The sequence below is a fragment of the Desertivirga xinjiangensis genome (assembly GCF_024436435.1).
GTDB classification, from domain to species: Bacteria; Bacteroidota; Bacteroidia; order Sphingobacteriales; family Sphingobacteriaceae; genus Desertivirga; species Desertivirga xinjiangensis.
This window is the reverse complement of the sequence record NZ_JAFMZP010000009.1, coordinates 82,718-109,085: the sequence shown is the minus strand read 5'-3', so window position 1 is coordinate 109,085 and position 26,368 is coordinate 82,718. Positions and strand designations below refer to the sequence as shown.

The following is a 26,368-nucleotide window of genomic DNA, read 5'->3' as shown; positions in this document are numbered from 1 at the left end:
AAAAGGAAATTGACATTTATTGTATTAAGAAGCTGTAATCACTTAATAAATTAGTAAACTTGCCTCCAAATAGTTTTTTCTGCATGGATAGAGTGGCTAAAATAGCAGTTATTGGAGGAGGAAGCTGGGCTACAGCAAATATTAAAATGCTGGCGGATAACCGCACCCCCAAAGAGATATACTGGTGGATGCGAAATACAGAAGCAATAGATCACATCCGAAAATATCGCCATAATCCGAACTACTTGAGCTCAGTTGAAATCAGTGTCTTGCCGCAGAATATTAGCCATGACCTCGCGGAAATTGTTTCCAAGGCTGAAATAATTTTATTGAACATTCCCGCTGCATTTTTGAAAGATGCTCTCGGGACTATTCATCCTGATGCTCTTAAAGGAAAAAAAATAATATCGGCCATCAAAGGTTTTGTTCCCGATGAAAACCTGATCATAGGGGAATTTATGCATTACAAGTATCATATTCCACTGGAAGATATCGTTGTAATGAGCGGGCCTTGCCATGCAGAAGAAGTGGCGCTTGAAAAACTTTCTTATCTTACTATTGCATCTCCGAGCAACGAGCTTGCATCTTGTTTCGCCGGACTTCTGAACACAAGATATATTAAGACCAATATATCAGATGATATCTATGGAACTGAATATGCTGCAGTACTTAAAAATATTTATGCGGTTGCGAGCGGCATATGCCATGGTGTTGGTTATGGAGACAACTTCCAATCAGTACTTATTTCGAATGCCATAAGAGAAATAAAACGTTTTGTTGACGCTGTTCATCCTATAGACAGAGATATAAAAGAATCTGCATATCTGGGCGATCTACTGGTTACGGCCTATTCGCAGTTCAGCAGAAACAGAATGTTTGGCAACATGATCGGCAAAGGCTATACTGTAAAATCAGCACAACTGGAAATGAACATGATCGCTGAGGGTTATTATGCAGCGAATGGCCTGCATCAGATTAATAAGACCTACAAAGTGAACATGCCTATTTGCAGGGCAGTATATGCAGTGTTATATGAAAAGCATTCTCCCCATATAGAGATGAAACTGCTTTCAGAACAATTATCTTAACCGTTCGTTAAACTTATTCGGCTTTCTTTTTTGGCACATTAATCGCTTGTCTATAATTGACAATAAATCAACTATGGAAATGAAAAATATGGCCATTTTAGGCATTGTTGCCGGAGCAGCTGCGGCAACAGCCATAATAACTACTTATAAAAGAAAAGACGGATCAAGATTAACTGATGGCGTCACAAACTCTGCAAGGAGACTTGGAAACCGCATAATGGATTATAGCCACCGGTTAAAAGCGCGAATTATGCACCATGTTGAGGGCCCCCATGGCGAGCCTGTCTATCTCGACATGTACGATCGTCAGTTTTATGAAAACGAAACAGGTAAAAGAGTTTATCTTGAAACAGTATAACATCTATCGTCGATGAGAAAAATAATAGGCACATTAATTGTTACTTTGCTGCTGGGAGTGGCAAACGAATCATATAGCCAGGAAAAGAAGGATACCACCACCTTTGGACAAGAGGTTAAACAAGCTGGCAAGGCTACAGGTAAAGCTGTAAAAAAAGCCGGTAAAAAGACTGGAGAAGTGGGTGCAAAAGCCGCGGCTAAGGTTAAAGATAAATCACTTAAAGATGTTAAGGGCCCGAACGGAGAAACGGTTTACATCGATAAACACCAACGCAAATATTACATTAACAAAGATGCTCGAAGGGTTTATCTTGATTAACAAAAAATGCCCGGAATTCCGGGCATTTTTTGTTAAATATTAGAAACGTCTTCTGCGTTCACCGCTTCTTTCGCCACTACGATCTTCTCTTTTTTTACCTGAGTAATCACGAAATCCGCCACCGCTACGACCGCCGCCATAGCCGCCTTCGCGTCTGCCGCCGCTTCTTTCCCGACCGCCGCGGCTTCCACCGCTATCACGATCACCAGCAACTTCAATGCGTACACTACGACCATTATATTCAGCGCCTTTAAAGTTTTGCTGTACAGTTTCGGCAACTGCATTTTCAACTTCAAAGAAGGTATAAACACCTTTTAAATCTATCTTCCCAATGGACTTTCCGCTGATTTTAGCTGTGTTACAGATAAATCCAAGCATATCTCCTCTTGTGAACTCATCAACAGATCCAAGATTTACAAACAAGCGAGTATAGTCACCTCTGCTTCCTCCCCGTCCAAAGCGATCTGAACGTTCGCCGCGATCTTCGTGTGCAGGAGCATTTAGGTCTGGTGCATTTTTGTAATACTCCAGGAAGCGGTTAAATTCAAGTGAAGCGAAGCGCTTGATTATATCTTCTTTGCTAAGATCTTTGAATTCGTCCATAATACGCGGAATATACTGCTCGATCTGTTCCTCGTTTACTTCAACGTTATGCACTTTATGAACCAGCGCAAATAACTGCTTCTCACATACATCAAACCCATTAGGGATTTCCGTTTTTACAAATTGCTTTCCGATTACACGTTCAATCTGCCTGATCTTTCCAAGTTCTTTTGAATTGATGATGGAAATGGAAACCCCGGTCTTGCCCGCACGAGCTGTACGACCACTCCGGTGCGTATAGTTCTCAATTTCGTCAGGCAATGAGTAGTTAATTACATGAGTAACATCATTAACATCGATACCCCTGGCTGCAACATCAGTAGCAATAAGTAGTTGCAAACTTCGCTCACGGTAACGTTTCATTACCTTGTCACGTTGCTGCTGAGAAAGGTCACCATGCAAAGAATCAGCATTGTACCCGTCCTTAATTAAGGACTCAGCAATTTCCTGAGTTTCTATTTTGGTCCGACAGAATACAATACCAAAAATTTCAGGGTTAAAATCAACAATACGTTTAAACGCAGCATACTTGTCCCGGGCACGAACTACGTAATACTCGTGATCGATGTTGGCGTTTCCCGTATTTTTGGAGCCCATGGTAAGTTCATGGGGATTGTCCATGTACTTTTTCGCAATTCTGCGCACCTCTGCAGGCATTGTTGCAGAAAACAACCATGTTTTTTTATCATCCGGCGTTGTTGATAAAATCTGGTCGATGTCTTCCTGAAAGCCCATATTAAGCATTTCATCCGCTTCATCTAAAACCACGTACTGTACCTGAGAAAAATCAATTGCTTTACGATTGATAATATCAAGCATACGTCCTGGAGTTGCCACTACAATCTGGACACCACGTTTTATCTGACGCAACTGGTCAGAAATACTGGCGCCTCCATAAACGGCAACTACATTTACATTTTTAACATTTTTTGAATAATTGTTCAGATCGTTAGTAATCTGTAAACAAAGTTCACGGGTTGGGCACAAAACCAGTGCCTGTGGATAATTTTCTTCAAAGTCCAGTAATTCTAATAAAGGCAGGCCAAATGCTGCCGTCTTACCGGTTCCTGTTTGAGCTAATCCGACAAAATCGTTGCTGCCTGAAAGTAATACCGGGATTGCTTGTTCCTGGATTGGCGTGGGATTGGAAAATCCCAGATCAGATATGGCATTAACAATATCATGACGGATACCCAGTTCACTAAATGGGTTCATGATAATAATAAATCACCCGGCTTTATTGCCGGGTCGGCGCAAAGATACAGTTTATTTCCGAAATTATGTCTTACCAGGAATTTCGGTAAATTTAAAACGCTAAGGTGACAAAAGTCAAGATTCAAATTAATTCTTGATGAACTTTTTACTAATCACACCTTCGGGACTTTCAAAACGTGCGATCAATAGCATTTTATTAGCTTTTAATGGCAACATTACCCGGTTACTGCCATTGAGTAATGACAGGGTGGCGCTCGCCAATTGACGTCCGTGTACGTCCGCAATTGTTAGTTCACCCCGTGATGCCGAATTTGATCTAATAAGAATCTCAACAGCATCTTGAGTCGATGAGACTAAACTCAAGGATGGGGAAAACTTAATTTTGGCAGCAATTATGCCGAAGTCATAGTTCTCGCCATTTTGATCGACCTCAACAAGCTTATAATAGTTAATTCCCGAAGCTGGGTCATAATCATTAAATGTATACTTTCTGGCAGAAGTTGAAGAGCCTGCAGCGTCTATCCGCCCTTTGAAAGCGAACGATCTTCCGTCGGCGGATTTGTAGATATTAAAATGGCTGGAGTTATGTTCCGATTCCGTTATCCAGTTTAGCTGAATATGTTCACTGAAAACATCAGAATGGAAAGATGAGATAACGACAGGAAGTGTACCCGAAGCACCGTTCACTATCAGATGATCACCTTCAGCAGCACCAAGTCCCCACGTACCACTTGCCCTCCCAGCTCGGTACCCATAGATCCTGAATGTAATTGCTGCTGATCGGTTTTGAAGACTGCTTTCAGCAGACAGATCGATCACGGTTGTTTGAACATTTTCGTTGTTTTCCGCCATGAAACTAGAAATATCCTTGCTATACGAGTCGACATTGGATCTAACAGAAAACGCGAGCGGGCCGCCTTCCGAACGCTGGTGCTTACAGGTTATTTCTGTAACAGTGACTTTTTTGCCAGCCAGAGGACTGACTGTAAACTCGATGTATCTACCGAGATCGGGAGTTATTTGCTCCGCCCATGCACTAGAATTAAAACTGTTGACACCAGGCTTTCTCATCATACTCGCGCTGCGCGTAATTTGGGAGGGGCTGAGGTTGGGGTCGTTCAGTCTTGAACTATAGGTTTTTTCATTTCCTGCAGCCCCTGTGAAATTAAATGAAATAAGCTGAGACTTTGCTGTAGACCAGGTAAACAGCAAAAGAATTAAAATTATTTTTTTCATTTTGCGATATATTTAATCGCAATTTGGAAAATACTTATTCCCTATTAAATGATCTTCGTCGTTTAACGCAATCTATCTGCAGATTTTACTAGTTTTTCGTCGCGACGAATACCCCGGATAGCCAACACCACGAATAAAATTGCTACTGACGGTAACATTACGCCAATTCCATAATTCTGAAACTCTAGCTGAATATCTTCGATTACCGACTTCGCAGTTTGTACCAGCCAAAAAGTATACACAAGAATAACCACGATTGTGAGATAGGAAAAAGTAAGTTGTTTTTTTCTATTCGCATAAAAAAAGACAATGATCAACGGCAATAACGCCACAAGCACTGTTGCGATCGTCAAAACAGTAAAAGAATCGTCAAGAACAACATCAGTACCTGTATAATGGTAAAGACCGGTAATTTTAATCGCCTTAGCGACACCAGTGGCATCCGTAAACTGGATGTAAGGAAATAAGAAAAGGGCTAATAATGCAGTAGTTGCAAGAAATAACCAGAGAGTTTGTATGCGCTGAATCATAGTTGTGATTTAAACACTGCAAATATAGAAAAGTGTTTGAGCCATGCTAAAATTACCGGGGTATAAGTATTTTTGCGCGTGATGCACAGACAACGTTATTTTCTTGAACTAGCTTACAAAGGGACAGTATATCATGGATGGCAAATTCAGCCCAATGCCGTTTCAGTACAGGAAATATTGGAAAAAGCCCTGTCTACACTGTTCAGGCAAAAGATAGAAACTGTCGGTTGCGGTCGGACCGATACAGGTGTCCATGCCAGTCAATTTTTTGCACATTTTGATTGTGTTGGACCTGATGTAGGTCGCGACAGTCTTGAAGCCCGGTATCTAACAAGCCTGAATGCACTTCTGCCTTACGACATTGCAGTAAAACGTATTATCAGAGTAAACGATGATGCACATGCACGCTTTGATGCTACCCAGCGATCGTATCAATACTTTATTCATCACCATAAAGACCCTTTCAAGCATAACTTTTCCTGGCTGGTAAAAGAATCATTAGATGTTGCGGAAATGACCAAGGCCGCATCATATTTATTAGATTATACTGATTTTAGCTGTTTTAGCAAGTCGAACACCCAGGTATTCACTAACAATTGTAAGATAGAAAATGCAGAATGGCAAAAAAACGAAGATGGATTAATTTTTGTTATTTCTGCGGACCGCTTTTTGCGAAATATGGTAAGAGCTATTGTTGGAACATTGGTAGAGATCGGCAGACATAAACTTCGGGCAGAGGCTATACATCAAATCATCCAAAGCAAAGATCGCTCAAACGCAGGAACCTCTGTTCCAGCTTGCGGACTATATTTAACTAAAATACAATATCCCTATATCTAACAATGGCGGTAATAGAGCAAATTCCTCCTTATATCGTATGGCCAATACGCCACCAGGTAATGTACCCCGAAATGGATTTCGATGCTATCAAGTTACCGGATGATGAAAACGGCATGCACCTTGGCTTGTACGAAAACGGAAAATTGATAAGCGTGGTTTCTTTATTTTCTGAAGGGGAAAATCTACAGTTCCGGAAATTTGCTACTCTGGATGAGTTTCAGGGAAAAGGGTACGGAAGCCAGTTGTTGAGGTTTGTTATTGATGAGGCGAAGCAACAAGGTTTCACAAGAGTATGGTGCAATGCAAGAACAAATGCTTCAAGCTTTTATCAAAAGTTTGGGTTTAATGAGACCTCAGTGCGTTTTTTTAAGGATGGGTATGATTTTGTAATCATGGAACTTCTATTTAAAGATTAGCATCCCTATCCAAACTTTTTTCATTTTTTATATTTATTGATACAAGATTTCTTACATTTCGCTAGAAACATAAATAATAATGGCAGAAAATACAGAGAATAAGCACGTGCAAGTAGTAACGGAAGAATCACTTAAATTCCTCGAAACGTACATCAACAACCCTTCCCCTACGGGGTTCGAGTGGGAGGGTCAGCGTTTATGGCTGGATTATATTAAACCATATATTGATGAACACTATGTAGATAATTATGGGACAGCTGTTGGAGTGATCAACCCGAAAGCAGAGTATAAAGTTGTAATTGAAGCACATTCCGACGAAATATCCTGGTTTGTAAATTACATCACGAAAGACGGACTAATTTACGTTATCCGGAATGGCGGCTCAGATCATCAGATTGCTCCATCCAAAAGAGTAAATATACATACCGATAAAGGAATTGTAAAAGCAGTGTTTGGCTGGCCGGCAATCCATACCAGAAATGGAGAAAAAGAAGAAGCACCAACACTTAAAAATATTTTCCTTGATTGCGGATGTAATACGAAAGAAGAAGTTGAGGCATTAGGTGTCCATGTAGGCTGTGTTATTACCTACGAAGACGAGTTTATGGTACTCAACGACCGCTACTATGTAGGGCGAGCCCTTGATAATCGTGTGGGTGGTTTTATGATTGCAGAAGTCGCTCGCTTATTAAAGGAAAATAACAAAACTCTTCCTTTCGGATTATATATCGTTAATGCTGTTCAGGAAGAGGTAGGCTTACGAGGCGCTGAGATGATTGCCAACCGAATTAAACCGAATGTAGCCATTATCACCGATGTGACCCACGACACCCAAACGCCAATGATCAATAAGATTGTACAGGGCGATCTGACGGCCGGTAAAGGGCCTGTTGTTTCGTATGCTCCGTCGGTGCATACTAATCTCAATAAACTCCTTATTAAAGCGGCAGAGGATGCTACAATACCTTTTCAACGCCAGGCTTCATCTCGTTGGACAGGAACAGACACTGACGCATTTGCCTATTCGAACGATGGAGTAGTTTCGGCACTAATCTCATTACCTCTTCGCTATATGCACACCACGGTTGAAATGGTTCACAAAGAGGATGTAGATAATGTTATAAGGCTTATTTATGAATCGCTTTTAAAACTTGAAACAGGTCAGGATTTCAGATATATAAAATAATAAATCAAAATAGGAGTCGTTGATATAACATAGGACTCTTAAAAATAAAAAGGCAGCATGAATCCCCTCGGCTGCCTTTTTATTTTGTCTATCTCAAAACAATATCGCTGTAAATTAATTATAACAAAGTTTATTCTTGATAATTATTAATTAACAATCCATTTTTTATTTTTACTGCATGAAACCCACCCTATTAATATTAGCTGCAGGTATGGCTAGCCGATACGGCAGCATGAAACAAGTTGACGGCTTCGGCCCAAATGGTGAAACCATAATTGATTATTCAATCTATGACGCCATACGTGCCGGATTTGGCAAGGTAACTTTTATCATCAGAGAAGAATTCTTAGATAGCTTCAAAGCGATATTCGCTCCTAAACTAGAAGGAAAAATTGAAATCGATTTTGTATTTCAAAGTTATGACCTTAGCAAATATGGTATAGATAAAACCATTGAACGTCAAAAGCCCTGGGGAACCGGCCATGCTGTTTTGGAAGCAGGTAATCAGATCAATGAGCCGTTTTGCGTTATTAATGCAGATGATTTCTATGGTTATGAGGCATTCCAGAAAATGGCTGAATTCCTTACGTCCGAGGTGAGAGATGACTACTATTCATTAATGGGATACCAGGTAGACAAAACATTATCGGAATATGGTTCAGTTTCGCGTGGTATCTGTAAAGTGTCTGCAGACGGAAATCTGGAAGAAATTAACGAGCGCACAAAAGTTTACGAAAAAGATGGAGTTATCGTTTATGAAGACGAGAATGGCACAACCACTCCTTTACACGATGATGCCCGCGCTTCAATGAATTTCTGGGGCTTTACACCAGCGATCTTCAAACAAGCAGAACCGATGTTCAAACGCTTTGTAGAAGCTAATGAAAACAATCCAAAAGCTGAATTCTTTATTCCATTAATGGCGGAGGAACTGGTAAAAACAGGCGAAGCTCAATTTAAAGTTATCCCGACTGCCTCTAAATGGTTTGGAGTAACCTATAAGGAAGATAAACCTATCGTTCAGGAGAGTCTATCTGCATTAGTTGAGAATGGAACTTACCCCGCAAAACTTTGGTAATCAAAATTCAGATTACAACAAAAAAGCCCCGCAAATTGCAGGGCTTTTTTGTTGTAATCTGAAAATTATTCAGCTTTATCGTCAGCAGGAGCATCTGTAGACGCCTCTTCCGCAGGAGCTGCGGCTTCTTCAGCCACTGGAGCTGCCACAGCAGCAGCCTCAGCACTTTTACCTTTACCCGATCCACGACGACGAGTCGCTTTCTTTTCAGGTTGAGCAGCAACTTCCTTAGTATTGTAAGTAGTGTTATAATCCACAAGCTCGATCAAAGCCATTTCAGCATTATCACCAGGACGATTAGGTAACTTGATGATACGAGTATAACCACCTGGACGATTAGCGACCTTCTCAGCTACATCGCGGAATAACTCAGTAATAACTTCTTTATTCTGAAGATAACTAAATACCACACGACGAGAGTGAGTAGTATCACTTTTCGACTTTGTAATAAGAGGCTCAACATACGTTCTTAAAGCTTTAGCTTTAGCCAATGTTGTAGTAATACGCTTGTGTTGAATAAGCGAAGAAGCCATATTAGCCAGCATTGCTTTGCGGTGGCTATCAGTACGGCTTAAATGGTTAACTTTTTTTCCGTGTCTCATTTTATTTTGTTTTACATGCTTATACCGTCTCCACTTCTAGCAGGAGGGAATTACAAACATGTCGCTTATAATTATGATAACCGGGGCCTAAGCACCGGGAACAATTATTCTTCTTCTAATTTGTATTTAGAAAGGTTCATACCAAAAGATAAGCCTTTTGATTTAACCAGATCCTGAATCTCAGTCAGTGACTTCTTACCAAAGTTTCTGAATTTAAGCATATCAGCAACATCGTAAGATACCAAATCAGCCAAAGTGCGGATATCTGCAGCCTTAAGACAGTTTAGTGCACGAACAGAAAGGTCAAGATCAACCAATTCAGTTTTAAGGATCTTACGCATATGCAGGATCTCCTCGTCGACTTCCTTAGTTTCTTCTTTAGCCTGAGCCTCTAACATGATATTCTCATCAGAGAATAACAGGAAGTGGTGGATAAGAATCTTTGCTGCTTCTTTCAAAGCATCTTCCGGGTGGATTGATCCATCAGTAGTGATGTCAAGAACTAACTTTTCATAGTCAGTTTTTTGTTCTACACGATAGTTCTCAATTGTATATTTAACGTTCTTGATTGGAGTATAGATCGAATCGATCGCAATTACACCAACAGGAGCATCAGCATTCTTATTCTCATCAGCAGCAATATACCCACGTCCTTTATTAACAGTTAACTCTACTTCTAAAGTAACTGAAGATTCCATGTTGCAAAGAACCAAATCAGGATTCAGAACAGTAAAATTGTTGGAGAATTTAGTGATATCTCCGGCTTTAAACTGCTCCTGACCATTAATGATTACAAAAATCTTTTCAGAATCACCTGATTCGCCAGTTTTTTGAAAACGAACTTGTTTTAAGTTCAGGATGATCTCTGTAACATCTTCAGCTACCCCTTTGATAGTAGAAAATTCATGAGAAACACCTGAAAGACGTACAGACGTGATTGCAAAGCCTTCTAATGAAGACAATAAAATACGACGTAAAGCATTACCTATGGTAACACCGAAACCTGGCTCCAACGGACGAAATTCAAACGTACCGTCGAAATCCGTAGATTTCTGCATGATAACTTTATCAGGTTTTTGAAATGCTAATATTGCCATTTATGTTCAGTTATTGTTTTTAAACTGTAATAGCTGCCCCTTAAGGAGCAGCTTTAATATGTTACTTAGAGTATAACTCGACGATAAGGTTTTCCTTAATATTTTCAGGAATCTCATCGCGGTTAGGATAATTCAGGAATTTACCTGTAAAATTATTTGGATCCCACTCTAACCATGTATGTTTGTTTATTCTTCTGGCAGAAACCGAGTTAGTAACGGCCTCAAGCGTTTGAGAGCGTTCTCTTACAGCGATAACATCTCCTGCACGTAAAGAATAAGAAGGAATATTTACAACTTCGCCGTTTACAGTGATATGCTTGTGACTAACCAGCTGACGAGCTCCTGAACGTGTAGGAGCGATGCCTAAGCGGTAAACAGCATTATCTAAACGTGCTTCTAACAACTTCAAAAGGTTCTCACCAGTGATACCTTCCTTTGAAGAAGCAGTATGGAATAAGTTTTCGAACTGACGCTCCAAAACTCCGTAAGTATATTTTACTTTTTGTTTTTCCATCAACTGGATAGCGTACTCAGACTGCTTTCCACGACGCTTAGATGCCCCGTGCATTCCAGGAGGATAATTTTTTCTTTCTAAAGCCTTATCAGGACCGAAAATTGGTTCTCTGAATTTACGGGCTATTTTCGATTTTGGGCCAGTATATCTTGCCATTTTTGTCTGTTTAAAGTATCTGATAGCCTATAGCTATCGAATCTTATCTTTAATTAATTAATTCCTTATCGTTTAATTGATACGACACAATTAAACTCTTCTTCTTTTTGGAGGACGGCAGCCGTTGTGAGGAAGCGGAGTAATATCTTTAATAGTAGTTACTTCGATACCTGCTGTTTGTAGTGTACGAATTGCAGACTCACGTCCTGCACCCGGACCTTTAACAAACACCTCTACTTTACGCAATCCAAGATCAAAAGCTACTTTTCCGCAATCGGAAGCCGCCTGACCTGCTGCATATGGAGTATTCTTTTTTGAACCTTTGAAACCCATTTTACCGGCAGAAGACCAGGAAATTGCTTGTCCCTGAGAATTTGTTAAGGTAATAATGATGTTATTGAAAGTAGCGTTAATGTGCGCCTGACCAACAGGTTCAATTACAACAATACGCTTTTTCGTTACTTTTTTAGTCTTAGCCATTACTTATTTGGTATTATTTAGTAGCCTTCTTCTTGTTAGCAACTGTTTTACGCTTACCCTTACGAGTACGAGTGTTATTCTTAGTTCTTTGTCCGCGTACAGGTAAACCTTTACGGTGACGAAGACCACGGTAACATCCGATATCCATTAAACGTTTAATGTTTAATTGAATTTCAGAACGCAAAGCGCCTTCAACCTTAACATCATCATTGATGATAGTACGGATGGCTGCCAATTGATCATCGGTCCAGTCTTGTACTTTTATATTCCGGTCGATTCCAGCCTGGTCTAAAATGCTCTGAGCTGTAGCCCTGCCGATACCGAAAATGTAAGTAAGTCCGATCTCTCCTCTTTTGTTTCTTGGTAAATCAATACCTGATATCCTTGCCATATTTCTATTTAATGATTATCCCTGACGTTGTTTGTACTTAGGATTTTTCTTGTTAATTACGTAAAGCTTGCCTTTACGGCGGATTATTTTGCAATCAGCGCTACGCTTTTTTATGGATGCTCTAACTTTCATCTGTAAGTAATTTATTTTTAAAATTCCAGATGGAGCTCGCATGAAAATATCAAATGATATTTGGGATCATGCGCGGTTCATCTTATTTATATCTATAAGTTATTCTGCCTTTTGTAAGATCATAAGGGGACATTTCCAACTTCACCTTATCACCAGGTAAAATCTTAATGTAATGCATTCGCATTTTCCCGGAAATATGAGCAATTATTTCATGCCCGTTCTCCAATTCTACACGAAACATCGCGTTTGACAATGCTTCCTTTATGATTCCGTCTTGTTCAATAGAGGCTTGTTTAGCCATATTTTATTGATTTCTATTTAATTACGCCCGACAATTCGGGGATGCAAAATTAAATAAAAAATTTTAATATTTAATTTTTTTGTTTTAAAACTTCTTCAATAAGATCGAAAGTTGATAAAACGTCTGCCTTCCCTTTTTTTACAGCAACAGTATGTTCAAAGTGCGCGGAAGGTTTTCCGTCTATAGTACTTACTGTCCAGCCATCTTTCCAGAACTTCACACCTGCGCGTCCCTGGTTGATCATGGGCTCAATTGCCAGCACCATTCCTTCTTCTAATTTCATCCCAGCTCCACGTTTACCGTAGTTAGGCACCTCCGGCTTTTCATGGAGCTTAACACCTACTCCATGCCCAACAAGCTCACGAACAACACCAAATCCGTTCGTTTCCGCGTGGTCCTGAACAGCAAAACTAATGTCACCAATCCTCAACCCTGCAACAGCCTTTTCAACAGCTTTGTCAAGGCATTGCCGGGTCACATCGAGTAATTTCTGAGTTTCAGTATCGATCTCTCCTACAGCAAACGTAAATGCTGAATCACCGAAGAACTTATTTAGGATTACACCGCAATCAACTGAGATGATGTCGCCCTCCTTCAGCTCCTGCGAGCCGGGAAAACCGTGAACGACCTGATCATTAGGAGAAATACACAAAGAATAAGGAAATCCGTTGTAGTTCAGAAATGCTGGTACTCCGCCGTTGTCTCTGATAAAAGTTTCTGCTAGTTTATCAAGCTCGATTGTTTTCACACCGGGCTTGATAATCTTAGCAACTTCAGCTAAAGTTTTAGAAACTAATAAGGAGCTTTTCCTTATTAGCTCAATATCTTCAGAGGTCTTATAATAGACTTTAGGCATAATCTTAGATAACCGGGCCTGCAGCTCCAGATGAAACAGCAGTACGGCCCTTCAATCTTCCGGTTTTCATCAAACCATCGTAATGACGCATTAACAGGTGACTCTCAATTTGCTGCAAAGTATCAAGTACAACACCCACCAGGATCAGCAGAGAAGTACCACCATAAAAATGTGCAAAATTCGTATTGACGCCCAGAATGCTCGCCAGCGAAGGAAGAATAGCAATGATAGCCAGGAATACCGAACCTGGTAAAGTTATTTTCGATATTACAGCATCAATATATTCGCCAGTAGTTGCACCAGGCTTAACGCCAGGGATAAAGCCACCGTTCTTCTTCATATCATCCGACATCTGCACCGGGTTAACTGTAATCGCCGTATAAAAGAATGTAAATGCAATAATTAAAAGCGCAAAAATCAAGTTATACTGCCATGAAGTGTAGTTGCTTAAAGCAGTTAAAAATGAGCCCTGTGCATTAGGAAAAAATTGGCCAACAGAAAGCGGAATGAACATAATTGCCTGAGCAAAAATGATAGGCATAACACCGGCAGCATTAACCTTCAAAGGAATATACTGACGGACCCCGCCATATTGTTTGTTCCCTACAATCTTCTTTGCATATTGAACAGGGATCTTCCGAACGCCCTGAACGATAAGGATAGTAAAAACTACTACAAAGAAAAGAGCTATTAATTCAACAGTGAAAGCAATAATACCACCGTTACCGCCGATACGTGACTGAAATTCAGACATCAGACCAGAGGGCAGCTGTGCAATAATACCGGCCATGATAATAAGAGAAATACCATTACCAATTCCCTTATCAGTGATCTTTTCACCAAGCCACATTACAAATAAAGTGCCTGCTGTAAGTATCACCATCGAAGAAATAGTAAACCAGGGATCAGGCATAAACCTTGCATCTGGTTCTATCTGCGTACGGGCATACGCCGTAGCCTGTACCAAAGTGATGATCACTGTCAGGTATCTTGTTAACTGGCTTAGTTTTTTCCTGCCGCTTTCACCTTCTTTCTGCATCTTCTGGAAATACGGAATAGCTATCCCCAATAACTGAACCACGATGGATGCAGAAATATAAGGCATAACTCCTAACGCGAAAATCGATGCACGGGAGAATGAACCTCCTGCAAACATATTTAATAAGCCTAGCAATCCTTCTTTCTCCTGGTTTTGAAGAGCTACGGGACTAACACCAGGCAAGACGATAAATGAGCCTATACGGTAAATTAAAAGAAATAAGAGTGTGTTTAAAATACGCACTCTTAAATCCTCTATCTTCCAGATATTTGAAAGAGTAGTGAACAGCTTCTTCATTAATTATAATTTTACAATTGCACCACCGGCAGCCTCAATTGCTTTTTGCGCAGTTGCAGTAAAAGCATGAGCTGTAACCTCTACCTTAGCTTTTAATTCGCCCCTGCCTAAAATTTTAACAAGGTCGTTCTTAGAAACTAAGCCGTGCTCTTTTAAAGTATCAAAGTTCACAGTAGTTAAGTTAAACTTTTCTACCAGACCCTGTAATACATCAAGATTAACACCTACGTATTCTACACGGTTGATGCTTTTGAAACCAACTTTAGGAATACGGCGTTGCAAAGGCATCTGACCGCCTTCGAATCCTATCTTAGTAGAGTTACCAGACCTGGATCCGGCACCTTTGTGACCGCGCGTTGAAGTACCACCACGGCCAGAACCTGTACCGCGTCCAATACGCTTTTTATTTTTGGTTGAACCCTCTGCAGGTTTTAAATTACTTAAGTTCATGATTAAATACTTTCTACTGCTACTAAATGATTAACTTTTCTCACCATCCCGATGATAGCCGGGGTAGCTTCCACCTCTACAGTATGGTTTATTTTTTTTAAACCTAATGCCTGTACAGTTCTCTTCTGGCGCTCGCTTCTGTCGATAACGCTTTTTATCTGAGTTATTCTGATCTTCGCCATCGTACTTATCCGTTAAAAACTTTATTAAGATCTACACCACGGTGCTGAGCTACAGTGTAAGCATCACGCATTTGCGACAATGCAGAAACTGTTGCTTTAACCACGTTGTGTGGGTTAGATGAACCTTTTGATTTAGCCAATACGTTATGTACACCGGCACTTTCCAATACTGCACGCATCGCACCACCGGCGATAACACCAGTACCATTTGCAGCAGGTTTAATGAAAACGAAACCACCGGAGAATTTTCCGTATTGTTCGTGAGGTACAGTACCGTTAATTACCGGAACTTTTACCAGGTTTTTTTTGGCATCGTCGATACCTTTAGCGATTGCCTCAGTTACTTCTTTTGCTTTCCCTAAGCCATAACCTACAACTCCGTTTTCATCACCCACCACAACGATAGCTGAGAAACTGAAGGTACGTCCGCCTTTGGTAACTTTGGCAACACGCTGGATGCTAACTAAGCGATCTTTTAATTCAATCTCGCTTGATTTTACTCTTTTTATATTGATTGTTGACATCTTCTGTTTCTAGTGTTAAAAGTTAAGACCGCCTTCACGTGCACCTTCAGCCAGAGATTTAATACGTCCATGGTATAAGTAACCATTTCTGTCAAATACTACTGAGCTAATTCCTGCAGCGACAGCTTTTTCAGCTACCGCTTTACCGACAGCTTTTGACTGATCCGATTTGGTTCCACTTGCTTCAAAATCTTTAGATAGAGATGAAGATGAAACTAAAGTTTTACCGGTTGTATCATCGATGATTTGAGCATAGATACCCTTGTTACTTCTGTAAACAGATAAACGTGGACGCTCAGCAGAACCGGTTAATCTTTTTCTGATTCCTTTTTTAATTCGCTCTCTGCGAGATAATTTTACTCCTGCCATGATGATTATTTTTTAGATGCCGATTTACCAGCTTTTCTTCTTAACACTTCACCGACAAACTTGATACCTTTACCTTTGTAAGGCTCTGGAGCACGTAACGAACGAATTTTCGCTGCTACCTGTCCTAATAATTGTTTGTCGATACTTTCTAATATAATAGTTGGGTTCTTACCTTTTTCTGCTGTTGTAGCAACCTTAATTTCTTTAGGTAACTCAAATACATAATGGTGAGAATAACCAAGAACAAGGTCTAATGTATTTCCTGTATTAGTAGCACGGTAACCCACACCAACTAATTCCTGCTCTACTTTATAACCTTCTGTAACGCCTTTAACCATATTATTGATCAAAGCACGGTATAAACCATGTAATGCTTTGTGACGTTTTTGCTCTGATGGACGTTGTACAGTAACGTTTCCGTCTTCCTGGGCAATAGTAATATCAGAATCAACTAGCTGAGTCAATTCTCCTTTTGGTCCCTTAACTGTTACCACGTTATCAGCAGAAACTGAAACTGTAACTCCAGCGGGGATTGCGATTGGTGCTTTTCCTACTCTTGACATTGTTTAATCTTCGATTAATAAACGTAACATAAAACTTCGCCACCAATGTTCAAGTTCTTAGCTTCTTTGTCGGTCATTACACCTTTAGAAGTAGAAAGGATAGCGATCCCTAAACCATTTAATACACGTGGCATTTTTTCAACACCTGCATACTTTCTCAAACCGGGTTTACTCACACGTGTAATGGTGCGAATAGCAGGAACTCTGGTTATCGGATGATATTTCAAAGCAATCTTGATTGTGCCTTGAACATTGTTATCGTCAAACTTGTAGTTCGCGATGTAACCTTTATCAAAAAGAACTTTTGTGATTTCCTTTTTGAGGTTTGATGCAGGAATTTCGACAACCCTATGGTTGGCCTTGATGGCATTCCTTACTCTTGTAAGATAATCTGCTATTGGATCTGTATTCATTATTGTTTGTTATGATGGTGGTTTCCTTCCCTGAGCACAGGGACGACCTTCCATCGGTTAATTTTTATAGTAATAAGTTGCAAGTATTAAGCTTTAAGTAATAGAATATCACTTAAAACAAAAACTTACAACTTAATAGTTTTCCGTTAAAGAGGCACAAACGTACGACTTACAACTTAAAACTCATAACTTTTTTTACCAGCTTGCTTTCTTCACTCCCGGAATCTTACCAGCAAGAGCCATCTCACGGAAAGTTACACGTGAAATACCAAACTGACGCATATATCCACGAGGACGACCAGTTAATTTGCAACGGTTGTGCAAACGAACCGGAGAAGCATTCTTAGGCAGTTTATCTAAAGCTTCGAAATCACCGGCAGCTTTCAAAGCAGCTCTTTTCTCAGCGTATTTAGCAACTAATTTCGCACGTTTAACTTCACGTGCTTTTACACCTTCCTTAGCCATTATTTACTGTTTGATTTTTAAATGGTAAACCAAATTGCTTTAACAATTCAAGCGCTTCAACATCGTTTGTTGCTGAAGTTACAAATGTGATATCCATACCCATGATCTTATTGATCTTGTCAATATTGATCTCAGGGAAAATGATTTGCTCGGAGATACCTAAAGTATAGTTTCCGTGGCCATCAAAACCCTTATCATTGATACCTTTGAAATCACGGATACGAGGTAAAGCAACAGCGATCAAACGGTCAAGAAACTCATACATTTGGTTGTCACGTAAAGTTACACGAACACCAATAGGCATTCCTTTACGTAATTTAAAGTTAGAGATATCTTTTTTAGATTTCGAAGCAACAGCTTGCTGACCAGTAATAGTGGTTAACTCGTTAATTGCAGTTTCAATCTGTTTTTTATCAGTAGTTGCAGAACCAACACCCTGGTTGATAGCAATTTTCTCCAATTTAGGAACCTGCATTACGCTTTTATACTGAAACTTATCTTTCAGAGCAGTACGGATTTCCTCCTTATATTTCGATTTTAATCTTGGTACGTAAGTCATTACTTAATTTCCTCCCCAGATTTTTTTGCCACGCGAACTAATTTACCTTCGCTATTCAATTTCCTGCCAACACGAGTAGGTTTACCTGATTTAGGATCTACAAATGCTAAATTAGAAATATGGATAGGCGCCTCTTTTTTAATGATGCCACCATTAGGGTTAGCAGCATTCGGTTTTGTATGACGGGATACAAGATTTGCACCTTCAACTACAACTCTGTTAGTTTTTAGAACTACTTCTAAAACCTTACCTTGTTTACCTTTAGAATCACCTGCAATTACCTGCACTAAATCACCTTTACGGATCTTAAGTTTGGCTTGTGTATTTTTAATATTTCCCATTTTACAATACCTCCGGTGCTAATGATACAATTTTCATGAATTGTTTCTCACGCAACTCACGAGCTACCGGGCCAAAGATACGTGTACCACGTGGCTCGTCCTGGTTGTTTAACAATACGGCTGCGTTATCGTCAAAGCGGATATAGGATCCGTCTTTACGTCTTACTTCTTTTTTAGTTCTAACAACTACTGCTTTAGAAACAGTACCTTTTTTAACGTTACCAGAAGGGATAGCACTTTTAACGGTAACAACGATCTTGTCACCTACAGATGCATATCTTTTAGCAGTACCGCCCAGAACACGGATCACTAAAACTTCTTTAGCTCCGCTGTTGTCAGCAACATTCAGTCTTGATTCCTGTTGTACCATGTTACTTAGCCCTCTCTAAAATTTGAACTAATCTCCAGTTTTTAGTTTTACTCAGCGGACGAGTTTCCATGATCAACACTGTATCTCCGATACCGCAAGTGTTAGTCTCGTCATGAGCCATAAATTTGGTAGTTTTCTTCACGAATTTTCCATAGATAGGGTGCTTTACTTTCCTTTCTACAGCAACTACGACAGACTTATCCATCTTGTTGCTTACTACCAACCCAATACGGGTTTTTCTTAATTGTCTTTCCATTTCTACAATTATTCAGTTTCAGAAGCGGACTCTGACTCTGCAGCAGATGCCGCTTTGCGCTTAGTCAATTCTGTGTTTAAACGAGCAATATCTTTTCTGATCTTGTTGATGCGGGAAGGATTTTCAATTGCAGAAACTGCATGCGCAAATTTAAGTTTAGTTAAGCTTGCTTTTTCCTCGTTAACCCTTGCAACGATCTCTTCTGTGGATAGCTCTAAAATTTCTGAGTTTTTCATCTTTCTTTTAAGTTCTACGTTGTTGTAGGTTTTAAGTTGTACGTCCCAGGCATTTCTACTTAAAACTTACAACTTAAAACTTATAACTCAAATTATGCTTCTACGTAATCTCTACGTATAACGAATTTAGTTTGAACCGGCAACTTCTGAGCGGCTAAACGTAATGCCTCTTTAGCAACTTCTAAAGGCACACCTTCAGCTTCAAAAATCATTCTTCCAGGGCGCACAACAGCTACCCAGTATTCAGGAGCACCTTTACCTTTACCCATACGTACTTCGGCTGGTTTTTTGGTAACTGGTTTGTCCGGGAATATACGAATCCACACCTGACCTTCACGTTTCATGAAACGTGTAACGGCGATACGTGCAGCTTCAATCTGGCGGCTGGTAATCCATGCTGGTTCCAGTGATTTTATACCGAAAGATCCGAATGAAAGTTCAGCACCACGAGTGGCTAAACCTTTCATCTTTCCTTTCTGCATCTTTCTGAACTTCGTTCTTTTTGGCTGTAACATTTTAGTATCTTTTTATCGTAAAACGATGTCTAAAAATTAAATTATTTCTTTCCTCTGAAGCCACCGCCTGCGTTACCGCCGCGATTCTGGCCACCACCCTGACCGCCACGGTTCTGACCGCCCTGACCTCCGCGGTTCTGACCTCCACGGTTTCCACCGCGATTGTCACCACCTCTTCTGTCGCCGCCACCGCGTCTGTCATTTCCACCTCTTTCGCCACCGAATCCGGCAGCGCCTTCGTTTCTACCTCTTGTATTAGAAGTTTGGCCGATGTTAGGGGAAAGATCACGTTTACCATAAACCTCGCCTTTGCAGATCCACACTTTAACACCTATTTTTCCATAAGTAGTCAATGCTTCACCTAGAGCGTAGTCGATATCTGCACGGAAAGTATGCAAAGGAATTCTTCCTTCTTTGTACTGTTCAGTACGAGCCATTTCAGCTCCACCTAATCGACCAGAACACATTACTTTGATACCTTCAGCACCCATACGCATAGTAGAGGCGATAGTAGTTTTCATGGCACGACGGAAAGAAATACGAGCTTCTAACTGTTTTGCAATGCTTTCAGCTACAAGCTGTGCATCAAGTTCCGGACGTTTGATCTCGAAGATGTTAATTTGAACATCCTTTTTAGTCAATTTCTTTAACTCTTCTTTGATCTTATCAACTTCCTGACCACCTTTACCGATAACGATACCCGGACGGGCAGTATGGATTGTTACAGTAATACGTTTTAATGTACGTTCGATAACTAATTTAGCGATACCACCTTTAGAAATACGAACTGACAAGTATTTACGGATTTTTTCGTCTTCAACTAATTTATCGGAGTAGTTGTTGCCACCGAACCAGTTAGAATCCCAACCTTTGATGATTCCTAAACGGTTACCTATTGGATGTGCTTTTTGTCCCATTTCCTTAATTAGTTTTGAAGAGTCTTACTATCAACTACCAATGTTACGTGGTTTGAACGCTTACGAATTCTGTATCCACGACCCTGAGGAGCTGGTCTTAACCTTTTTAACTGACGACCTCCGTCAACCATAACTGTTTTCACAAACAGTTCGCTTTCTTCGGGGCGTTGTCCTTCGTTTTTAGACTCCCAGTTTTTAATTGCTGACAACAATAGTTTCTCAACTCTTTGTGCAGCTTCTTTATTTGTATACTTTAAAATGTATAACGCTTTCTCTACACGCTCACCACGGATCAGGTCAACAACCAGTCTCATTTTACGAGGTGAGGTAGGGCAATTATTTAATTTTGCTACTGCTTCCATGGCTTATTTTTTCTTTTCAGCGTGACCTCTAAATGTTCTGGTCGGAGCAAATTCTCCCAATTTGTGACCAACCATATTCTCAGTTACATAAACTGGAATAAATTTATTTCCGTTATGAACGGCAAATGTATGTCCTACGAAATCAGGAGAAATCATTGATCTGCGAGACCAAGTTTTGATAACAGATTTCTTGCTGGTTTCATTTAAAGCAACCACTTTCTTCTCTAAGTTGTGGTCGATATAAGGGCCTTTTTTAATCGAACGTGCCATTATTTTTTCCTCCCTTCAATGATGTAACGATTTGAGGTTTTTTTCTTGTTACGGGTTTTGTACCCTTTAGCAAGTAAACCTTTTCTTGAACGAGGGTGACCTCCAGAAGATCTACCTTCACCACCACCCATAGGGTGATCTACCGGGTTCATGGCAACACCACGAACTCGTGGACGGCGTCCTAACCAGCGTTTTCTACCAGCTTTACCTAACACTTCATTAGCTTTCTCTGCATTAGAAACAGAACCAATGGTAGCAAGGCAAGTAGCCAGGATCATACGGGTCTCGCCTGAAGGCAATTTAATAATAGCGTATTTACCGTCGCGAGCTGAAAGCTGAGCGTAAGTACCTGCACTACGTGCGATAGAAGCACCTTGTCCAGGATTTAATTCAATGTTATGGATGATAGAACCCAGTGGAATGCTCTTTAATGGAAGAGTGTTTCCTACTTCAGGAGCTACAGCATCACCTGAAACTACAGTTTGTCCAACTTGTAATCCTTCAGGAGCAATAATGTAACGTTTCTCACCGTCAGCATAGTTTAGCAATGCTATACGAGCTGTACGGTTTGGATCGTATTCAATTGTGGCAACTGTTGCGGGGATATCTTTTTTATCGCGTTTAAAATCAATCAATCGGTATGACTTTTTATGTCCCCCACCGAGATAACGCATAGTCATTTTACCAGTGTTATTTCTACCACCAGATTTCTTAATAGAAACTACTAACGATTTTTCAGGAACGTTTGTAGTAACATCAGAATAGTCGCCTCCAACACGGAAACGCGTACCTGGGGTAACTGGTTTAAATCTTCTAACTGCCATGTCTATTTATATAGTGCTGTAAAAGTCTATAATTTCACCATCTTTAAGCGTAACAATAGCTTTCTTGTATTTAGCTGTACGGCCAGATACAAAACCTGCTTTAGTGTGACGGCTTTTTGCTTTACCATTTACCACTATGGTGTTTACAGCTTGAATGCTTACACCATACATTTGTTCAATTGCAGATTTGATCTGTAATTTATTGGCTCTTGGATCTACTTGGAACGCATATCTGTTTAACTTTTCAGTAAGCAGGGATGCCTTTTCTGTTAAAATAGGTTTCTTTAAAATTTCCATATTACTTGGCAAACGCCTCCTCCAATGTTTTAACAGAACCTGCAGTTAACAAAAGCTTGCCAGCGTTCAATACATCATAAGTATTTAACTGATCGGCAGTGATCACTTTCGCTTTCTTAAGATTTCTGCTTGATAAATAAACATTATTATTAGCAGCCGGTAACACCAATAAAGTCTTCTCGTTAGCAACGTTTAAGTCTGCAACAAGCTTAGCGTAGTTTTTAGTTTTTACCGCATCGAATGTGAAGTCTTCTAAAACTACAATGTTGTTATCTTTTGCCTTGTAAGATAAAGCTGACTTACGAGCCAGTTGCTTTAACTTTTTATTTAGCTTAAAACTATAGTCACGAGGCTGAGGACCGAAAACACGACCACCACCATTGAATAAAGGCGATTTAATGTTACCAGCACGTGCTCCGCCTGTTCCTTTTTGTTTGTATAATTTGCGGGTGGATCCGGCAATCTCGTTACGTTGCTTAGACTTGTGTGTACCCTGACGTTGATTGGCAAGGTATTGTTTAACGTCTAAGTAGATTGCGTGATCGTTTGGTTCTAAACCGAAAATCGTTTCAGGAAGTTGCACCTTGGCACCTGTTTCTTTACCTGAAATACTTACTACATTAACTTCCATCTTATTTATCAACGATTACGTAAGAACCTTTAGCTCCCGGGATTGAACCGCTAACTACTAATAAATTTTGCTCAGCATAAACTTTCAGGATCTGAAGATTCTGAACTTTAACACGAGCACCACCTGTACGACCCGCCATACGCATTCCTTTGAATACTTTTGAAGGCCATGAAGATGCACCTAATGAACCCGGAGCACGCATTCTGTTGTGCTGACCGTGAGTTTGACCACCCACACCGCCGAATCCGTGACGTTTAACAACACCCTGGAAACCTTTACCTTTAGAAGTACCAACAACATCAACGAAGTCGCCTTCTGCAAACAGGTCTACAGTAACTGTGTCGCCCAAACTTTTCTCGTCTTCAAACGTTTTAAACTCTACTAACTTGCGTTTTGGAGTTGTGTTCGCTTTAGCGAAATGGCCTTTTAATTGTTCAGTAGTGTTTTTCTCTTTCTTTTCGTCGAAAGCTAACTGAACTGCTTCGTACCCATCCTTCTCAGTGGTACGAACCTGCGTTACAACGCAAGGGCCAGCTTCGATTACCGTACATGGGATATTACGTCCCTCGGCATCGAAAATGCTGGTCATTCCTACTTTTTTTCCAATAATTCCTGACATTTTCTTTTTAATCGTTTTTGCCCATCGAAGCAGTAGGGCTCCGCTCAAGGCATAGTTATCCCCTCGAAAGGGACGGCAAAGATAAAAACAATACATTAAATATCAAATAGTGAGCGAGTTATTTTTTTTAGAATTATTTTCTCTGGATTTTTCCCTTCGATTTATTTTCCCAGTATCTGAATATCAAACAGTCGCAGTGCGAGTTTTTACCGGGATACTGAGACAAACAAGCCAATCATGTTCAGAAAGAGCAATTTTAGAATAGCTTTTTAATTCGTCTACCCGTTGTTGAAGGTTAGATTGGGCTTGTGCCTGGTATTTTTTATTAGTTTTCTATATCATTATTACCAGTGAGAAAATCCTCTGGCAGCCCCCGCTCCTGCTGTGAGAATCTGCTGGTTAAAACTTTCACAGCTTTATAACTGTTAATCATCTCAACCAAAAAAAATTTAAATATGAAAGTTTACCACAGATTTTTACTCTTGGCGGCCTTGCCCGCTTTCTTTGCATGTAACAGTACCAGTAATGAGAATGCAGGTTCTGACACAGCCGGTACCGATGCTACAGATGCCTCAACAGTGTCGAACACTTCCTATGTAAAACTCAGTACAGGTGAGGCAGCATCCATAGTTAAGGATACTGAAACCAATTCATATATCTATTCAGACACCAGACAGCCTATCGAATCAGATCTATTATTTGTTGATGCAAGTACCAGCGATACCCTTTATGGCCCTACAGGTCTATTGGTGAATAATGCCCTTGTGCAAACCGAAGGAACATGGAAGCTGGACGAAACGAAAATAAAGCGCGATGGCGACGAGATCAAAATCAAATCTGGTGATGAAAAGATCAAGATTGACGGCGAAGATATGAAAGTGAAGGATGGCGATTCGAAACTAAAAGTTGACGACGATGAGTCCAAAATGAAAACTCCGGACACCAAAGAAAAAACTGATGACGGAGAAACTGAAGTTAAACCAAGATAAAATTTTAATATAATATAAAGCCATCCTGCGTTTATTACACAGGATGGCTGATGTAAAGAGAATTATAAACTATTCGGCAATAGCTTCATCGAGCATCCGGTATTCCTCAGGCTGCAAGCCTTCATCTTCAGGCTTAAATTCACCTTCCCACTTAGCAATAACTACTGTAGCCAGACAATTACCTATTACATTTACTGTCGTGCGGGCCATGTCCATGAGTTCATCAATACCAAGAATTATGAATATAGGCCATGATGGTAAACCGAATGAAGCAGCGGTACCCAAAAGAATTACCAAAGAAGCTCTGGGTACTCCCGCAACTCCTTTACTGGTTAACATCAGTGTGAAGACTATAAGTAGCTGCTGACCGAAAGACAATGGGACACCCGCAGCCTGAGCCACAAACACTGCAGCCATGGAAAGATACAGAGTTGTCCCATCCAGATTGAAACTGTAACCAGTCGGCATTACAAAAGCTACTATCTTACGGGGTACACCCAGTTTTTCCAATGCTTCCATTGCTCCCGGCAAAGCAGCTTCCGAGCTGGTGGTTGCAAAAGCTATTGAAATAGGTTCAGCTATGGCCTTCATAAATTTCCTTACCGGAACACCTACAATCAATGCGATAGGCAGTAACACAACCAGGATAAACACGATGAGTCCGAGATACAAAGTGGCTAGTAACTGAACCAGGTTCATAAGGATACCCAAACCCATATGTCCAACGGTATAAGCAATAGCAGCCCCCACTCCAATTGGAGCAAAATACATTACCAGGTTAGTGAACTTAAACATCACCTCAGATAAGCTTTCGGTGAACTTTAGCATCGGCGCTCTCTTATCCTGTTTAACCATGGCTAGGCCTATTCCGAAAATAATGCTGAAAATAACCACCTGAAGAACCTGCCCTTCCGCAACAGACTTAGCAATGTTTTCAGGGAAGATATGAAGTATTATATCGTTAAGCGTTTGAGCCGGCACATCAGGCAACTCTTCATGAAAACCCTGTGGCTGCACGATACCTTTACCAGCCTGGGAAATATTGATGGCAGCTAATCCTATAAACAAAGCAATTGTCGTCACTACCTCAAAGTACAGCAATGACTTCCATCCCATACGGCCTACCTGTTTCAAATCAGAATGTCCTGCTATTCCATAAACCAGTGTTCCGAATAATAAAGGAGCGACAATGGTCTTTATCATTTTTAGGAAGACCTTACTTAAAACCTGAAGATGCATGGCAACGCCTGGAAAGTCGTGACCAATCTCCGTCCCCACAACCATGGAGATCAGGATCCAGGAAGTTAAAGTTCGTTTCTTCAGCCCAAACAAGATCAGCGAAGCAATAGCCAGCCATCGCGAAAAGAACAGGTACTGCTCTGGCACCGGAATTATAGCATAGCTATTTAAGATAAAAACGATAGCGGCCAGCAGAGTTGTTGCCAGACAAAGATACCCGGTGTTCTTTACATTCATATCTATC

The 26,368-nt window shown here is 40.4% G+C and carries 41 protein-coding genes; 8 read left to right on the top strand and 33 right to left on the bottom strand.

The annotated features are described in order from the left end of the window. Positions 1-83: 83 nt before the first annotated feature. The 3 genes from J3P37_RS18950 (at position 84) to J3P37_RS18940 (ending at position 1,764) form a co-directional block, all read left to right on the top strand. The gene (locus J3P37_RS18950) at positions 84-1,088 is read left to right on the top strand and encodes an NAD(P)H-dependent glycerol-3-phosphate dehydrogenase (RefSeq protein WP_256012930.1); all 1,005 of its coding nucleotides are present in this window, start codon (positions 84-86) and stop codon (positions 1,086-1,088) included. A gap of 73 nt (positions 1,089-1,161) precedes the next feature. Beyond that, entirely contained in the window at positions 1,162-1,446 is a 285-nt protein-coding gene (locus J3P37_RS18945) for a hypothetical protein (protein ID WP_256012929.1), read from the top strand. A gap of 12 nt (positions 1,447-1,458) precedes the next feature. After that, positions 1,459-1,764 carry a hypothetical protein gene (locus tag J3P37_RS18940; RefSeq protein ID WP_256012928.1) on the top strand — a complete coding sequence of 102 codons (306 nt, stop codon included), beginning with the start codon at positions 1,459-1,461 and terminating at the stop codon, positions 1,762-1,764. Positions 1,765-1,803: 39 nt separating this feature from the next. Here the strand turns inward: J3P37_RS18940 and J3P37_RS18935 are convergent, their stop codons facing one another. The 3 genes from J3P37_RS18935 to J3P37_RS18925 all read right to left on the bottom strand — a co-directional run bounded on the left by J3P37_RS18935 (position 1,804) and on the right by J3P37_RS18925 (position 5,348). Then, positions 1,804-3,582 carry a DEAD/DEAH box helicase gene (locus J3P37_RS18935; protein WP_256012927.1) on the bottom strand — a complete coding sequence of 593 codons (1,779 nt, stop codon included), beginning with the start codon at positions 3,580-3,582 and terminating at the stop codon, positions 1,804-1,806. A gap of 126 nt (positions 3,583-3,708) precedes the next feature. Continuing rightward, complete coding sequence (locus tag J3P37_RS18930; RefSeq protein WP_256012926.1) at positions 3,709-4,818, bottom strand: hypothetical protein; 1,110 nt, start codon at positions 4,816-4,818, stop codon at positions 3,709-3,711. A gap of 62 nt (positions 4,819-4,880) precedes the next feature. Continuing rightward, on the bottom strand, positions 4,881-5,348 hold the full coding sequence (locus tag J3P37_RS18925) for a DUF4293 domain-containing protein (protein WP_256012925.1): 468 nt from the start codon (positions 5,346-5,348) through the stop codon (positions 4,881-4,883). Between the two features lie 81 nt (positions 5,349-5,429). Here J3P37_RS18925 and truA point away from each other — a divergent pair, with 81 nt between their 5' ends. The 4 genes from truA to J3P37_RS18905 all read left to right on the top strand — a co-directional run bounded on the left by truA (position 5,430) and on the right by J3P37_RS18905 (position 8,868). Continuing rightward, positions 5,430-6,188: a tRNA pseudouridine(38-40) synthase TruA gene (truA, locus tag J3P37_RS18920; RefSeq protein ID WP_256012924.1), complete on the top strand. Its 759-nt coding sequence runs from the start codon at positions 5,430-5,432 to the stop codon at positions 6,186-6,188. Positions 6,189-6,190: 2 nt separating this feature from the next. After that, the gene (locus J3P37_RS18915) at positions 6,191-6,604 is read left to right on the top strand and encodes a GNAT family N-acetyltransferase (RefSeq protein WP_256012923.1); all 414 of its coding nucleotides are present in this window, start codon (positions 6,191-6,193) and stop codon (positions 6,602-6,604) included. Between the two features lie 79 nt (positions 6,605-6,683). Continuing rightward, positions 6,684-7,790, top strand: coding sequence for a M42 family metallopeptidase (locus J3P37_RS18910; protein WP_256012922.1), 1,107 nt, complete (start codon positions 6,684-6,686; stop codon positions 7,788-7,790). Between the two features lie 178 nt (positions 7,791-7,968). Then, on the top strand, positions 7,969-8,868 hold the full coding sequence (locus tag J3P37_RS18905; RefSeq protein ID WP_256012921.1) for a nucleotidyltransferase family protein: 900 nt from the start codon (positions 7,969-7,971) through the stop codon (positions 8,866-8,868). Between the two features lie 65 nt (positions 8,869-8,933). On the opposite strand, the gene rplQ is transcribed toward J3P37_RS18905, so the two are convergent. The 29 genes from rplQ to rplC form a co-directional block, all read right to left on the bottom strand. Then, a complete protein-coding gene (gene rplQ / locus J3P37_RS18900) occupies positions 8,934-9,470 on the bottom strand; it encodes a 50S ribosomal protein L17 (RefSeq protein WP_256012920.1) in 537 nt (178 codons plus the stop codon). 104 nt (positions 9,471-9,574) lie between these two features. After that, complete coding sequence (locus J3P37_RS18895; RefSeq protein WP_256012919.1) at positions 9,575-10,567, bottom strand: DNA-directed RNA polymerase subunit alpha; 993 nt, start codon at positions 10,565-10,567, stop codon at positions 9,575-9,577. Between the two features lie 61 nt (positions 10,568-10,628). Beyond that, positions 10,629-11,237, bottom strand: coding sequence for a 30S ribosomal protein S4 (gene rpsD / locus J3P37_RS18890; protein ID WP_256012918.1), 609 nt, complete (start codon positions 11,235-11,237; stop codon positions 10,629-10,631). Between the two features lie 90 nt (positions 11,238-11,327). After that, on the bottom strand, positions 11,328-11,717 hold the full coding sequence (gene rpsK / locus J3P37_RS18885) for a 30S ribosomal protein S11 (RefSeq protein WP_256012917.1): 390 nt from the start codon (positions 11,715-11,717) through the stop codon (positions 11,328-11,330). Between the two features lie 13 nt (positions 11,718-11,730). Continuing rightward, the gene (gene rpsM / locus J3P37_RS18880; RefSeq protein WP_256012916.1) at positions 11,731-12,108 is read right to left on the bottom strand and encodes a 30S ribosomal protein S13; all 378 of its coding nucleotides are present in this window, start codon (positions 12,106-12,108) and stop codon (positions 11,731-11,733) included. 15 nt (positions 12,109-12,123) lie between these two features. Next, positions 12,124-12,240 carry a 50S ribosomal protein L36 gene (rpmJ, locus tag J3P37_RS18875; RefSeq protein WP_008506259.1) on the bottom strand — a complete coding sequence of 39 codons (117 nt, stop codon included), beginning with the start codon at positions 12,238-12,240 and terminating at the stop codon, positions 12,124-12,126. A gap of 82 nt (positions 12,241-12,322) precedes the next feature. Further along, on the bottom strand, positions 12,323-12,541 hold the full coding sequence (infA, locus tag J3P37_RS18870; RefSeq protein WP_021071231.1) for a translation initiation factor IF-1: 219 nt from the start codon (positions 12,539-12,541) through the stop codon (positions 12,323-12,325). A 70-nt stretch (positions 12,542-12,611) separates the two neighbouring features. Beyond that, on the bottom strand, positions 12,612-13,397 hold the full coding sequence (gene map, locus J3P37_RS18865) for a type I methionyl aminopeptidase (RefSeq protein ID WP_256012915.1): 786 nt from the start codon (positions 13,395-13,397) through the stop codon (positions 12,612-12,614). 4 nt (positions 13,398-13,401) lie between these two features. After that, a complete protein-coding gene (gene secY, locus J3P37_RS18860) occupies positions 13,402-14,733 on the bottom strand; it encodes a preprotein translocase subunit SecY (RefSeq protein ID WP_256012914.1) in 1,332 nt (443 codons plus the stop codon). Between the two features lie 3 nt (positions 14,734-14,736). Beyond that, positions 14,737-15,183, bottom strand: coding sequence for a 50S ribosomal protein L15 (gene rplO / locus J3P37_RS18855; protein ID WP_256012913.1), 447 nt, complete (start codon positions 15,181-15,183; stop codon positions 14,737-14,739). Positions 15,184-15,185: 2 nt separating this feature from the next. Further along, complete coding sequence (gene rpmD, locus J3P37_RS18850; RefSeq protein ID WP_256012912.1) at positions 15,186-15,365, bottom strand: 50S ribosomal protein L30; 180 nt, start codon at positions 15,363-15,365, stop codon at positions 15,186-15,188. A 5-nt stretch (positions 15,366-15,370) separates the two neighbouring features. After that, positions 15,371-15,889, bottom strand: a complete 519-nt coding sequence (gene rpsE, locus J3P37_RS18845; protein ID WP_256012911.1) for a 30S ribosomal protein S5 — start codon at positions 15,887-15,889, stop codon at positions 15,371-15,373. Positions 15,890-15,904: 15 nt separating this feature from the next. After that, a complete protein-coding gene (gene rplR, locus J3P37_RS18840) occupies positions 15,905-16,258 on the bottom strand; it encodes a 50S ribosomal protein L18 (protein WP_256012910.1) in 354 nt (117 codons plus the stop codon). Between the two features lie 5 nt (positions 16,259-16,263). Continuing rightward, the gene (rplF, locus tag J3P37_RS18835) at positions 16,264-16,821 is read right to left on the bottom strand and encodes a 50S ribosomal protein L6 (protein ID WP_256012909.1); all 558 of its coding nucleotides are present in this window, start codon (positions 16,819-16,821) and stop codon (positions 16,264-16,266) included. 14 nt (positions 16,822-16,835) lie between these two features. After that, entirely contained in the window at positions 16,836-17,234 is a 399-nt protein-coding gene (rpsH, locus tag J3P37_RS18830; RefSeq protein WP_305121192.1) for a 30S ribosomal protein S8, read from the bottom strand. A gap of 195 nt (positions 17,235-17,429) precedes the next feature. Then, positions 17,430-17,699: a 30S ribosomal protein S14 gene (gene rpsN / locus J3P37_RS18825; RefSeq protein ID WP_256012908.1), complete on the bottom strand. Its 270-nt coding sequence runs from the start codon at positions 17,697-17,699 to the stop codon at positions 17,430-17,432. After that, positions 17,692-18,258, bottom strand: coding sequence for a 50S ribosomal protein L5 (gene rplE, locus J3P37_RS18820; protein ID WP_256012907.1), 567 nt, complete (start codon positions 18,256-18,258; stop codon positions 17,692-17,694). The genes rpsN and rplE overlap by 8 nt, the downstream gene beginning before the upstream one ends. Beyond that, positions 18,258-18,599, bottom strand: a complete 342-nt coding sequence (gene rplX, locus J3P37_RS18815) for a 50S ribosomal protein L24 (RefSeq protein WP_256012906.1) — start codon at positions 18,597-18,599, stop codon at positions 18,258-18,260. Before rplX ends, rplE begins: the two co-directional genes overlap by 1 nt. A gap of 1 nt (position 18,600) precedes the next feature. Continuing rightward, entirely contained in the window at positions 18,601-18,969 is a 369-nt protein-coding gene (gene rplN, locus J3P37_RS18810; RefSeq protein ID WP_158825046.1) for a 50S ribosomal protein L14, read from the bottom strand. A gap of 1 nt (position 18,970) precedes the next feature. Next, complete coding sequence (rpsQ, locus tag J3P37_RS18805; protein ID WP_256012905.1) at positions 18,971-19,225, bottom strand: 30S ribosomal protein S17; 255 nt, start codon at positions 19,223-19,225, stop codon at positions 18,971-18,973. Between the two features lie 8 nt (positions 19,226-19,233). Further along, entirely contained in the window at positions 19,234-19,461 is a 228-nt protein-coding gene (gene rpmC / locus J3P37_RS18800; protein WP_256012904.1) for a 50S ribosomal protein L29, read from the bottom strand. Positions 19,462-19,553: 92 nt separating this feature from the next. Continuing rightward, positions 19,554-19,976, bottom strand: a complete 423-nt coding sequence (rplP, locus tag J3P37_RS18795) for a 50S ribosomal protein L16 (protein ID WP_256012903.1) — start codon at positions 19,974-19,976, stop codon at positions 19,554-19,556. Between the two features lie 41 nt (positions 19,977-20,017). Next, entirely contained in the window at positions 20,018-20,893 is an 876-nt protein-coding gene (gene rpsC, locus J3P37_RS18790) for a 30S ribosomal protein S3 (protein WP_256012902.1), read from the bottom strand. An 8-nt stretch (positions 20,894-20,901) separates the two neighbouring features. Then, positions 20,902-21,255, bottom strand: coding sequence for a 50S ribosomal protein L22 (gene rplV / locus J3P37_RS18785; RefSeq protein WP_256012901.1), 354 nt, complete (start codon positions 21,253-21,255; stop codon positions 20,902-20,904). A 3-nt stretch (positions 21,256-21,258) separates the two neighbouring features. Next, positions 21,259-21,525, bottom strand: coding sequence for a 30S ribosomal protein S19 (gene rpsS, locus J3P37_RS18780; RefSeq protein WP_256012900.1), 267 nt, complete (start codon positions 21,523-21,525; stop codon positions 21,259-21,261). Continuing rightward, a complete protein-coding gene (gene rplB, locus J3P37_RS18775) occupies positions 21,525-22,349 on the bottom strand; it encodes a 50S ribosomal protein L2 (protein ID WP_256012899.1) in 825 nt (274 codons plus the stop codon). Before rplB ends, rpsS begins: the two co-directional genes overlap by 1 nt. A gap of 6 nt (positions 22,350-22,355) precedes the next feature. Beyond that, positions 22,356-22,646, bottom strand: coding sequence for a 50S ribosomal protein L23 (gene rplW / locus J3P37_RS18770; RefSeq protein WP_256012898.1), 291 nt, complete (start codon positions 22,644-22,646; stop codon positions 22,356-22,358). Between the two features lies 1 nt (position 22,647). Beyond that, on the bottom strand, positions 22,648-23,277 hold the full coding sequence (gene rplD, locus J3P37_RS18765; RefSeq protein ID WP_256012897.1) for a 50S ribosomal protein L4: 630 nt from the start codon (positions 23,275-23,277) through the stop codon (positions 22,648-22,650). A 1-nt stretch (position 23,278) separates the two neighbouring features. Beyond that, entirely contained in the window at positions 23,279-23,896 is a 618-nt protein-coding gene (rplC, locus tag J3P37_RS18760) for a 50S ribosomal protein L3 (protein ID WP_256012896.1), read from the bottom strand. A gap of 455 nt (positions 23,897-24,351) precedes the next feature. Between rplC and J3P37_RS18755 the strand changes: the two genes are divergently transcribed. Then, the gene (locus tag J3P37_RS18755; RefSeq protein ID WP_256012895.1) at positions 24,352-24,885 is read left to right on the top strand and encodes a hypothetical protein; all 534 of its coding nucleotides are present in this window, start codon (positions 24,352-24,354) and stop codon (positions 24,883-24,885) included. Between the two features lie 69 nt (positions 24,886-24,954). Here J3P37_RS18755 and J3P37_RS18750 read toward each other — a convergent pair whose 3' ends face one another. After that, positions 24,955-26,361 (bottom strand): dicarboxylate/amino acid:cation symporter, encoded by a 1,407-nt coding sequence (locus J3P37_RS18750; protein ID WP_256012894.1) that lies wholly within the window; start codon positions 26,359-26,361, stop codon positions 24,955-24,957. Positions 26,362-26,368: the final 7 nt, after the last annotated feature.